Below are 12,420 nucleotides of genomic sequence, written 5' to 3' on the forward strand. Positions count from 1 at the left end.
TGTTGATGTGACTATATGTTAAATCAGCAAACAATTGGATCAACGCGACAAAACCTATTCCATACCAGAAATTGCCTTTAAGTGGCAACAAGGAACTGCTACGCCAGAAGAAAAAGCCTTCTACGAGCAATGGTATGCTTCTTTTAATGATGAAGAACTCGATCTCCGGGAAACCAGCTATACCGGATTTGATGAGTTGGAAAAAAGTCTTTATGCTAAAATAGAAATCGGGATTAAAGAAGAAAAAGTAAAACCCTTAAAATCTAAACTTTTTCCGATCTGGTTTACAAGTGCAGCTGCTATACTGGTGTTCGCTATTGGTTTTATTGCCTATCAATCCGGTTGGTTTAACATGCTGATTTCTCCTGAAAAAACTAAAAGTGAAATTTTACCCGGAACCAATACGGCTATTCTGAAACTATCGAACGGAAAGATTTTGCAGTTAAGCAATAGTAAACCCGGCTTAAAAATCGATTCTGCTGATCTCGAATATATAGATGGGGGTGGAATAGCTTTAGATAAAACGAGTGCTGTAACTAAAGAGATGGAGATTAAAACACCAAACGGAGGTACCTACCAGGTGGAACTACCTGATGGTACAAAAGTTTGGCTTAACGCTTCCAGCAGTATTTCGCTGCCTGCAAATTTTTCATCAAACTTCGAACGGCGTTTAAAGTTACAGGGCGAGGCTTATTTTGAAGTGGCAAAAGTAAATACAGCTGTTAACGGTATTCAAAAAAGAAGGCCTTTTATTATTACGGTTGATAACAAATCTGTTGAGGTATTGGGTACTCACTTTAATGTAAGGGCTTACAATAATGAACCATCACTTAAAGCCACCCTGCTAGAGGGCAGTGTAAAAGTGGTTGATGGTAACACCGCTAAAAAAATAGTTCCCGGCGAGCAGGCAACAGCTGTTAATGGACTTATTAATATAAATAAAGTTGATGTGGATGATGTTATCGCCTGGAAAAACGGCAATTTTCAGTTTACAAATGTGGGGATAGAACGGATTATGCAGGATATTGCCAGGTGGTATGATGTAGAAGTAGTTTATAACGGGCCGGTAACAAAAGAAAGCTTTGGAGGGGCCATCTCCAGAAATAAACCCTTACAGGATGTACTTTCGTCGCTTGAAGAAACCGGCGGTGTACATTTCAAAATTGAAGGAAGGAGGGTAATCGTGATGCCATAAATTTACATAGCTACGTTTCCAGAAAGAACCGGAGGTGAGATGAAGCACCCCCGGCAGTAAATTTGGAGCGGTATAAATGAAGAATATATTCAACTAAACCAAACAACCAAACAAACCAGGATACCATTGCGCCCGCATGTGGTATTCCATTCAAATGTATGAAAAAATCCATTTCATTGTACGATGGGCCATGCGCCTGTCGAACTGGGCTAAATATGGGCTTTACAGCAAAGGTAGCCATACTTTTGTTTGCCATTTTTGCCTTTCAGTTAGGTAGCAGTAAAGCACAAACTGTTACCCTGTCAAAAAGTAATGCCAAAATTGTCGATGTTTTTAAAGAGATCAGAAAACAGACGGGATACGATTTCGTATATACTTCCAGTCATATCAGCGAAACGACACCGGTAACCATAAATGTAAAAAATGCTTCTCTCGAAAGTGCATTGGCAGCGTGTTTTAAAGATCAGCCGCTAAGTTATTCCATTAAGAATAAAACGATTATTATCAAATCGAAAACCGTCACTCAAGAAATGGGACCTCCCGCATCCAGGCCAGCGGGTAAATACCGTATGGTTACGGGTAGGGTAGCAGATACCGAAAATCGCTCCCTTCCGGGTGTAACTGTATTTTCAAAAGAATTAAATGTAAAAACAGCTACAGATAAAGAGGGAAGGTACAAGATTGATGTGTCTGCGCAGGAACCCGCTACTTTAATCTTCTCATTTGTAGGTATGGAAAGCAAACAGGTTTCTGTTAGCAATCAATCTGTAATAGATGTAACGCTTTCCATGGCTGCTAAAGAAATGGAAGAAATGGTGGTTACCGGTTACCAAATACTTAAAAAAGCTGATGTAGTTGGTTCTGTAGCTACCATTCAAGCTAAGGATTTAAACCTAAACGGGATCAATACGTTAGAACAGGCTTTGCAAGGTAAACTGGCAGGGGTAGTAGTAACCAATACCAGTGGTATGGTGGGTACTAAACAAAACGTGAGAGTAAGGGGTACGTCTACTTTGGTAGGTTCGCAGGAACCTATTTGGGTAGTAGATGGTATCATTCAGGAAGATCCGCTTCCCTTTAAAGCACAAGAGTTAAATACCGCAGGAAATATCAATTCTGATAATTTCGACTATTTGAGAACCTTTGTTGGTAACTCTATCCGATGGTTGAATCCAAACGATATTCAAGACATTACCGTATTAAAGGATGCCTCAGCCACAGCAATTTATGGTGTTAGGGCCGCGAATGGTGTTATTGTAATCACTACAAAAAAAGGACAGGTTGGTCCTCCATCTATTAACTACTCTACCAATTTCAGTATTACTGATAAGGTAACCTATCAGAAACTTAACCTGATGAACTCTAAAGAGCGTGTTGCCGTTTCAAGGGAAATTTTCGAAAGAGGTTTAACCTCACCGTTTGTGAATAACAACATTGGTTACGCAGGTGCTTTAAATGAATATCTTTACCTAAAAACCATTACGGAAGATGAGTTTAATACAAGGGTGGCAGCCATGGAAACGGCGAATACCAATTGGTTTGACATTTTGTTCCGGGCCCCGGTTAGTACCAATCATAACTTAGGTATTTCTGGCGGTAATTCTAATACCAGATATTACTCTTCATTTGGCTATAACACAAATAATGGTACAGCTATAGGTAACGACACTAAGGGCATTACTGGTAGCTTGGCCATGAGTTCCCAGGTCTTCAAAAATCTGTCGCTAAGTATTCGTTTGGCAGCGTCAAAAAATACCACCAATGGCTTTTACCAGGTAAGTCCTTATGATTATGCTACTAAAGTGAACAGAGCAATCGCAGCTTATAACCCTGATGGCGAATTGAGTTTTTACCGCAACTCATCCGGTTATATGTTCAATATCATCAATGAGATAAATGAAACCGGAAACGTTAACAATGTTTTAACTACCAACGGAAGTATGGATGTGAACTATCAAATTTCCAATAATTTTCGTTTCCAAACACTTTTTAGCTACAATTCATCTGCCACCAATGGTTCAACATATGCCACTGAAAAAACAGAATACGTATCCAGGACATTAAGGTTTGCAGAATATGGTATTTCACCTTCAGATCCGGCCTACATTAATTCCAAATTGCCTGTAGGTGGAGAGTTTAACGAGGTAACCAGTACCAATAGAACTTTTGGCTGGCGTAACAACTTGTCATTTAACAAAACTTTCGGTCGAAAACATACGGTGGGAGCAATGTTTGGTATAGAAACCAACAGTACAAATTACGAAGGCTATCAAGCTACCGCTTATGGTTATCTACGTGATAGAGGAAAATCATTCGCGACGCTGCCGTTAACAGTAACTTCTGCAAAAACAGTAAATTCTTTGTTAGTTTCTATTCCTCGTATCACTGATAGGAGGGTAAATACCATGGGCCTTTACCTAACTTCTTCATATTCTTATGCCAGCAGATATGTATTTAACTTTAGTGTAAGAAACGATAGATCTAACCGCTTCGGTCAATTCACCAATGAGAAATTTAATCCCGTTTGGGCTGGTGGTTTCCGTTGGAATATTGCTAACGAAAAATGGTTTGAAAGTAGTAACTGGTTAAGTGGTTTAGCTTTACGCAGTTCTTTTGGTTACCAACGTAACATCGCAGCCAATATAAGTCCTGATTTAATTATCAAACTTCCTACAGGCCAAGCAGCTAATTCAACTGATGCGTTAACTGGAGAGTCACTACTTACCATAGGCAACTTACCTTACGGCGATTTAAGATGGGAACAAACAACCAGTTTAAACTTAGGATTAGATTGGAATCTATTTCAAAATAAAGTAAACGGATCAATAGAATATTATACGAAGAGAGGTAGAGATTTGATCACTACGTTACCGGTGCCTTTGGAATACGGCGTACCTAACATGTACGTAAATGGCGGTTCAATGAAAAATGAGGGCTATGAAGTGAGTGCTAATTTTGTACCGGTACGCACTAGAAACTTTACCTGGTCGGTAAGTTTAAATACATCTAAAAATCGCAACCTCGTTACCAAAACCGGTGCACAAGTGGTAAGCTGGCGTACAGCTGCTTCTGGTCAGCTCAACGTAGAAGGACAGCCGGTTTCAGCATTTTATGCCTTTAAATACACGGGTATTAATCCGGCTAATGGCGAGCCAACTTTTGATTTAAGTGTTGCACCAGGTGCTGATCCTAAAAGCCCTACTTCATTTATGCAATACATGGGTAAGCTTGATCCTGATTTTACCTCTGGTTTAGGAATGAATTTTAGGTACAAAATGTTAAGCTTCAGTAGTTCCTTTTATTTACAAGTGGGCGGAAAGAGATTTTTAGCGCCTTTGTACAATTACGCGTCTAACAATAGCGGATTGCCTACTGAATATGAAAATCTATCGAGACTAATATTAGATAGGTGGACGCCATCTAATACTGGTGCGTCAATTCCAGCTTTGCCTAATGGTAGCCTGCCTAGTGTTGCCTTACCAAATAACGATCAGACTTATAAAAACCTCTACATGTTCTACAACTATAGTACTGATAGGGTAGTTAGTGCGACCAGTTTTCGCTGTAATAACATCAACGTAAGTTATACTTTACCAGAATCGGTAGTTAAAAAAATAAAGTGTAAAAATGTGTCGTTGGGTGGGGGCGTATCTAATCCTTTTGTAATCAATAGTCATGATTTTAACGGAGTTGATCCCGAAGTGGCCTACGGCGGGCAGCCGCGTACGAGAACCTATACTTTAAACCTAAACCTAAGCTTTTAACTGATGAAAAAAATATTTTTGTGCAGCCTGGTGCTGATCATGACACTCTCCATTTCCTGCAAAAAGTTTTTAGAGGAATATAGCCAAGAGGAGATGCGCCCAGGATCAACGGGTGATTTAACTTCACTGATGAACGGTGATGCTTATCCCAATGGCGTATCTATAGAGACTTTTGATGTACTAACGGATGACATCCAAAATAATCCCTTAATACAGGTAAACGGCGCACCTATACCTACCTATCTGGCGAGCTTACAGGCAGGTACGCCTATGTTTACTTTTAATCCAACTATGTTTGATCAAAATAACACCATCAGTACATCTGCTAATGTATACACCAGACTTTACACTAAAATTAAAGGATGTAATGTAATTATTGATTATCTGGATAATGTATCGGGTACGGCAAAGGATAAAAATGCCATTTTAGGCCAGTGCCTATTTTTAAGGGCTTACTACTATTTAAGATTGGTTACACTTTATGGTCAAATGTACAATGGTGCAGGTGTAAACCCTGAAACCGCATTAGGTGTACCATTGGTACTTAGTAGTCAGGTTAAAGATGGTGGTTTGCCTCGTAATTCACTCAAAGAAGTTTACGATCAGGTTGAAAAAGATTTACTACGGGCCGAGCCGCTACTGAGAGCTAACTTTACACCGACTAACGTTTTTAGAGTAAGTGCCGATTTATGTAATGCCCTGCTATCTCGTTTTTATCTATATAAAGGTAGGAACGAAGATATGGACAGAACCATCCAGTATGCTACCGCAACTTTGCAAAACAAATTTATCCTTACTTCTTTAGCTGGCTTTGTAGGAAGCAATAACGCAATTTCTCCAAATGGCATTTATAATGCAGCTAGTCCCGAAGTGCTTTGGATTTATTCGGGCTCTTATTCTGATATCAATACCGTTAACTTCGATAATAGGTCATTGCCTCCGTTTACCGTATCGGCTGATTTAAGTAACCAGTACGATAAAGGTACCGGAACTTCTAATTACGGCGATTTGCGTTATCAGTATTATTTCCAGTCGTTCACCACAGCTAGTGGCACTAAGTTTCCATATCGCACTGCAAAAAATACGGTAAACGCAACTTATGGCACTAAAGGATTTAGGGTGGCTGAATTATATCTTAACCGTGCCGAAGCCTATGCCCGTAGATTTCTTGTTAGCGGAAACACCACTGATAGAACAGCTGCTCTGGCTGATTTGAACACCTTAAGACAAAGTAGGTACGATACTAGAAATACAGTTTATACGCCTGTAAATATTACCGATGCACAAGCACTTTATACGTTTTGTAAAGAGGAACGCAGAAGAGAGTTGGCTTTGGAAGACTGCCACCGTTTTATTGATTTAAAAAGATGGGGTATGGGCGTTACCCACATTTATACCGGACCAGATAATGTAACCAGCACGTTTACGTTGCCACCAAATAGTCCGCTATTTGCTTTGCCTATCCCTTATGATGTGATGTTGGCCAACACCGGACTTATTCAAAATCCTAGATAAATTGTTCTTATTAAACCTTTAAAATCATGAAAATTTATTCTAAACTCATCATACTATTAGCAGCTATAGCTATCATTAGTTCATGTGCTAAAAAGGAAGAAACACTTACCCCTTCCAATATCAATTTAACTTACAAGCTGCCACAGGGAAATAATGCCTTTGACCAAACTATTGTAAATTATTACAAAACCTACGGTAGCTATATGTTGTATCAATTTACAGAACGTGATGCTTACTGGACTCCAACAGGTTGGAAACGACCAGTTTTGAATGATGCTGCAGGAAGTTGGTCTGGAATTGATGTGGCACCTGCTGAAACCAGTGCTGTTGAAGCTCAGGTTGATCTCATTAATAAAAGCCTGTTTACGCTTTATCCGGCGGCTTTCTTAAAAAAGTATTTGCCTGCGAAATTGTTGCTGTGCAATAAGGTAGATTCTATCTACACGACATTCGTTTTTACACCAACGTATGTTACCAATAAAAACATCAAAAAGATTCCTGCATTTTATAGTTACGATAACATCTATATCAATTACGGAAATAGTACAGTTGCACAATTAACTGCGGCTGAGAAATTGGCTTTTTTAGCCCGATTAAATCAGGTGTTTTTCCAGAGCATTAATGAGAGAGGGATGATATTGCCTTCTGTGGAATTTATGAACTCCGCTGATTATGCTTCAACCAACTCAACACAGGCGGTAGCGTACAGCAAAGGTTTAATTGCCAATTCTAACAATACCATCACACCAACTGCAGATTGGAATGCTTATGTGATGGCGATGGTTTCACTTTCTGAAGCAGATCTTAATCGTTCTGTAGTTAATACTGACAAAAGTGCCGCAGGTATTTTAAACGCAACTAAAGACAGCAATGGTATCATTAAAAAACGCTATGCTATAGTTCGTAACTACTTTATTAACAATTTTCAGGTTGATCTTCAGGCTATCGGAAATAAAGCCAGGGGCCTGTAGAAATTGGTCGATTTATCTTTTCACTTAAGTATTGCCTGTAACACACAGCAGGCAATACTTTTTAACACTAATGAATGAAACTACTAAAAAAGTTGTTGTTGCTGGGCGGCCTTTGCTTAAGTACCAGTTTAATGGCACAAAAGGCGTCCCAATCGCAACCTGCTATCAGCACATTTATCAAGCAGAATGCAATATCCTACAAAGGTGTGTTCAACATTTATCAGCAGGATGATAAGTATTACCTGGAGTTACAGGATTCACTGTTAAACCGTGATATCCTCGCCATGATTGTCATCAACAAAGGTTCTGCTCAGGTAGCCAGAGATGCAAGAAAGCGTTACGGCTTTGCCGGAGATGTGGTACATGAAGCGGTTTTTAAATTCAACAGAAACAAAAAAGGTGCAATTAACATGGAACAGTCGCAGTTCTATAATGCGCCGAAGGCCAATAGCATTTTCTATAATGCCCTTACTCAAAGGCCATCGCAGATTATCATGTCTTTTACTCCGGTTGCCAACGACGCAGGTGCGGTACTCATCGATATTACGCAGGCAATCAATGCAGATATGCCCATATTATCCCTAAGTGGCGCAAAAGAAGAATTAGGCCTGGGCGCTTATCAGGCTAATCTATCAAGGCTAACCGCAATTTCGGCCTACAAAAACAACATGGTGTTCCGTTCATTGCGCAATTATTCGCCCGGGGCGCTAGCCCAAAAGCCCAATTCAGGCGAAGGACCTGTTGAACCTCAGCAGCCACAGGAAAACCAGAACGCTCTTCAAAACGGGCCAACGGCGTGGGAAGTTGGTGCAAGCTGGTATTTGTTGCCGGCCATACCCATGCGACAGCGCTTTGCCGATAAAAGGGTCGGTTATTTTGCACGTGGATTGAATGATTATTCCAGCAATCCCCTTAAACTGGAAGAACGTGGCCTGGCCACCCGTTGGGAAATAGAGCCTAAACCACAGGATGTAGAAAAATACAAACGTGGCGAACTGGTTGAACCTGCACAACCCATTGTTTTTTATGTTGACAGGAATACGCCGGAGTATTTGCAACCGTATTTTATTGCCGGCGTGGATGCCTGGCAAAAGGTCTTTGAGAAAATAGGGTTTAAAAATGCCATTGTGGCCAAAATGGCACCTACGGCAGCAGAAGATCCCGATTTTTCTATGGATAATATCAATTATTCTGTGATTTCTTATAAACCTTCCACCACTGCAAATGCTTATGGTCCCATGGTGATTGATCCGCGTTCTGGTCAGATTCTGAGTTCGCACGTGGCCGTTTTTCACAACATTACCGATTTAATGCAGCGCTGGTACTTCGTCATGTGTTCAGCAATGGATCAGAGAGGCCGTAAGCTGCCGCTGGCGAAAGATATTATGGGCCGGATGTTACAAACTGTAATTACGCACGAAGTGGGGCATACCTTGGGCCTGCGTCACGATTTTGCAGGCAGCCACAGTTATAGCGTAGATAGTGTTCGTAAACGAGATTATGTAGCTAAAAATGGTTTTGGTGCTTCTATTATGGATTACCTCAGGTTTAACTATGTGGTGCAGCCTGAAGATGGATTTACCCCGGAAGAACTTCATCCGAAAATCGGTGTATATGATGAGTTTGCGATTGAATGGGGATACAAATATTTTCCTGAACTGAACAATGCCTACAAAGAGGGTGAATTTTTGAAAAACTGGGTGACGGAGAAACGTAAAGATGTGCGGTTGTTTTATTTTCCCGAAGGCGATTTTTCCGACCCCCGCGTACAATCAGAAGATATGGGCAGCAATGCCATGCAAGCCGGTGCTTTAGGTATTAAAAACCTTAAATACATCATGAATAACATGGAAAACTGGCTGGAGAAAGATGACGATGAAAATTACAGCATGATGAGAAGGATGCATGCTTCCGTTGCAAGCCGTTACAATGAATATCTGGCACATGTAGTTAAAAATATAGGCGGTAGATATGGTGATCAGGCGCTTAAGGCAGAAGATAAGCCCAATTTTGTTCCGGTAGGCCGTGCCACACAAAAAGAGGCCATGGCCTTCATTAATACCTATTATTTTCAGGAACCGGTTTGGCTGTTTCCTAAAAATATAACCGATAAAACCAGGTTTGTATTTGCCGGTGAAGTACAGGCCGATTATGAAGCTTTTTTAGGAAAAGTTTTTTATAAATTTTCTGCCATTTCGAAGAACGAGCGCATTACAGGGCAAACCCCTTACACGCTTAACGAATTTTTTGATGACCTGTACCAGGGAATTTTTGGTGATGTAAATTCGGTAGCGCCTATTTCTGATTACCGCAGAATGCTGCAGCGGAATTACATTAACAAGCTGTTGGCTTCAATATATAATCCGGCAAGTTTTGGGAATAATGAAGCCATTTTAATGAAACTGCAACTGGAGAAGATTAAAAAAGCCTGTGATGACGCTCAACAGCTCAAAACCGATTACCTGTCGAAAGATCATTTGAGAGCCATTTCAGAATTGATAAAGCAATGGCAGGAGAGCAAGCCTGCAAGCTAGTACAGCGCGAACATAAATAAACAGATGGAGCCGACAATGATTTTAAAAAAAAAATATTGATCATGATGGCTTAATGATCATTAAAAGCAGAACGATACGGATGAAAAAAATATTAACAATGGTGTTGCTGGCTTTAGCCATTACTTCTACAGTGGTAGCCCAGCAGCCAAAACAAAGTGCTTCTTTAAATTTCGAAAAGTTTATTAAAGATAAAAAACAGCTGGTAGCAGGTACATTTCCCGTTTACCAGGCTGATGAAAAATATTACCTGCAGATCGGGCCAAACCAATTGAATAAAGATATTCTGGTGGCCGGAGATATCCGTTTTGGTGCTTCTGCAATCTCTAAATCGTCAGGTGTACTTAGGTTTGTGAAAGGACCGGGCGAAAACCTGTATGTCACCAGAAATAATTATAGCGAACAGGCCGTTAACAACGTACCTATGTCACAATTATTGAGTGGCTCAACCCTTGAACCCATTAGCTTTACATTTAAAATAGAGGCTTCAGGTAAAGATACTGGTAGTGTGATTATCGATATCACCAGGCAACTAATCGAGGGCGGTGAACTTTTTTCTTTTAAGAACTACAACCTTATGGCCAACCCAGATCCAAGCAGATCGGGGGTAGAACAGGTTGAAGCAGTTAAAAACGGTGTTTTTTTTAACGTGGTCAGAACCCAGAATAATCCCGGACGTGATTATAATGGCAAAAGTATAGAGCAAGCTAATACCATGCAGTTCGGTTTGTTATTACAGCAGCTTTCTGAAGCGCAGATGCCCATCAAACTCGCTGATAAACGCATTGGTTTTGATACCCGCCAGTTTACTGATTTTGGGTTGGCCGGTTATGCAGCAAAAAAAATTACGGTAATTAAAAAGTGGAACTTACTGGTAAAACCACAGGATGTTGCCAGCTACAAGGCGGGTAATCTGGTAGAGCCTCAGCAGCCTATTCTGGTTTATATCCATGCTTCAGTACCCCAGTTTTTTATCAACGCCGTTAAAGATGGTGTTTTAGCTTGGAACAAGTGTTTTGAAAGTGCCGGATTTAAAAACGCAATCAAAGTTGTTTTACCTGAAAACGGTAAACCGGTAGCCATGGAGGAAGGTAGCGTATTGATGGCCTGGGCAGGGGTTTCGACGAAAGCAGTGGTAGATCTGATAGAAGACCCCCGAACTGCCGAAATTAAAACTGCAAAGGTAACATTCAGCGATTTAATGATTGACGACCTGTTGCAAAAGTATTTTGTACAATGTGGGGCTTACGATCCGCGGATTCAAAAAGATGCAGCCTCGCCCGCAGTACGCCAGGATATCCTGAAGTTTAAAGTTAGCCAGGCCATGGCTGAAGTGCTGGGCATGCTTCCAAACTATGCGGCAAGTGCCGCTTATACCGTACAGCAACTCAGCGACCCCAAATTTGTAAACCAACACGGATTTACCTCTTCAATTACCGATCAGTTAGAGTTTAACTATTTAATGTTACCTGCTTCAAAGACATTTGACAGCAAACTGTTTTTACCGCATATAGGCGCCTATGATCACCTGGCCATTAACTGGGCGTACCGTCAGTTTCAGGATGGCAACAATGGCGCCTCATTTTTAAAGGAAGGCAAAATAAACCCTGCGCTTTATTACTCGGCCGAAGACAAGAACAACCCTTATGCACAGGCTAAAGATTTATCTTCGCAAAATATAGAAGCCGCGCAGATTGGAATCAATCGACTGAAAGCTTTCTACCCGAAACTGGAAGGTATTGGATCTAAAATGAATGATGATACCTGGGATACCTACATGTTGCTCGCCGCCAATTTTATCATGTCGTACGACCAGTATGCCACCAGTGTGTTACCTAATATAGGTGGCAAACAGCGTTTTGCGGTGATGAAAGGTTATAACAGTATACCATCTGTTTATGTGCCAAAGGCAAGGCAACTGGCCACCTTCGAATTTTTATACCAAAATGTATTAAAAGAAGTACCGGCATGGACCAGAAATGATAGGGCACAATCCATGGATGGCTCCAATACCGAAACACTGGTTTCAAAAACTTCAAACAAGATCGTTAATTACCTCACCACTGCCGATCTGCTCAAAAATCTTTTGGAAGCCGAAAATTCAGGAGAAAAAAATGTTTTTGGCACAAAAGATCTGTTTAATCAGGTAGATCATTATATCTTTTTAGATTTTAACCCAGATACAGCGTTAAGCACTTATCAGCGCAATATTCAGTATAACTATCTTAAAAACCTGCTGACTTTAATTTCAAAAAACAAAATCGATGCTGGTTTAAGTGATATCAGTATTGTTTTAAGTGCTTACCGCACTTCATTAAGTAAACACATTAACCAGGTAGCCAATACCCACAAAGACCCTTTAACAAAAGAGCATTTTCAACTAATGAAAATGTTAATGAATAACGAACCTAATACCAGATAAT

At 40.5% G+C, this 12,420-nt stretch carries 6 protein-coding genes; all 6 read left to right on the forward strand.

The features are described 5' to 3' along the window. Positions 1-34 precede the first annotated feature (34 nt). The 6 genes from DV942_RS21755 to DV942_RS21780 all read left to right on the forward strand — a co-directional run bounded on the left by DV942_RS21755 (position 35) and on the right by DV942_RS21780 (position 12,419). On the forward strand, positions 35-1,195 hold the full coding sequence (locus DV942_RS21755) for a FecR family protein (RefSeq protein ID WP_145861032.1): 1,161 nt from the start codon (positions 35-37) through the stop codon (positions 1,193-1,195). A gap of 158 nt (positions 1,196-1,353) precedes the next feature. After that, positions 1,354-4,959, forward strand: a complete 3,606-nt coding sequence (locus DV942_RS21760; RefSeq protein ID WP_145861034.1) for a SusC/RagA family TonB-linked outer membrane protein — start codon at positions 1,354-1,356, stop codon at positions 4,957-4,959. Between the two features lie 3 nt (positions 4,960-4,962). Next, the gene (locus DV942_RS21765) at positions 4,963-6,474 is read left to right on the forward strand and encodes a RagB/SusD family nutrient uptake outer membrane protein (protein ID WP_145861036.1); all 1,512 of its coding nucleotides are present in this window, start codon (positions 4,963-4,965) and stop codon (positions 6,472-6,474) included. Between the two features lie 26 nt (positions 6,475-6,500). After that, on the forward strand, positions 6,501-7,445 hold the full coding sequence (locus tag DV942_RS21770; protein WP_145861038.1) for a putative zinc-binding metallopeptidase: 945 nt from the start codon (positions 6,501-6,503) through the stop codon (positions 7,443-7,445). A gap of 74 nt (positions 7,446-7,519) precedes the next feature. After that, positions 7,520-9,979, forward strand: a complete 2,460-nt coding sequence (locus tag DV942_RS21775) for a zinc-dependent metalloprotease (RefSeq protein ID WP_145861040.1) — start codon at positions 7,520-7,522, stop codon at positions 9,977-9,979. 100 nt (positions 9,980-10,079) lie between these two features. After that, positions 10,080-12,419, forward strand: a complete 2,340-nt coding sequence (locus DV942_RS21780) for a DUF5117 and DUF5118 domain-containing protein (RefSeq protein ID WP_186462374.1) — start codon at positions 10,080-10,082, stop codon at positions 12,417-12,419. Position 12,420 lies beyond the last annotated feature (1 nt).

This window comes from Pedobacter suwonensis (assembly GCF_007833675.1).
GTDB lineage: Bacteria > Bacteroidota > Bacteroidia > Sphingobacteriales > Sphingobacteriaceae > Pedobacter > Pedobacter suwonensis.

Coding starts and splice junctions, on each gene's coding strand:
- DV942_RS21760 (WP_145861034.1), top strand. CDS start 1,354: ATGAAAAAATCCATTTCATTGTACGATGGGCCATGCGCCTGTCGAACT.
- DV942_RS21765 (WP_145861036.1), top strand. CDS start 4,963: ATGAAAAAAATATTTTTGTGCAGCCTGGTGCTGATCATGACACTCTCC.
- DV942_RS21770 (WP_145861038.1), top strand. CDS start 6,501: ATGAAAATTTATTCTAAACTCATCATACTATTAGCAGCTATAGCTATC.
- DV942_RS21775 (WP_145861040.1), top strand. CDS start 7,520: ATGAAACTACTAAAAAAGTTGTTGTTGCTGGGCGGCCTTTGCTTAAGT.
- DV942_RS21780 (WP_186462374.1), top strand. CDS start 10,080: ATGAAAAAAATATTAACAATGGTGTTGCTGGCTTTAGCCATTACTTCT.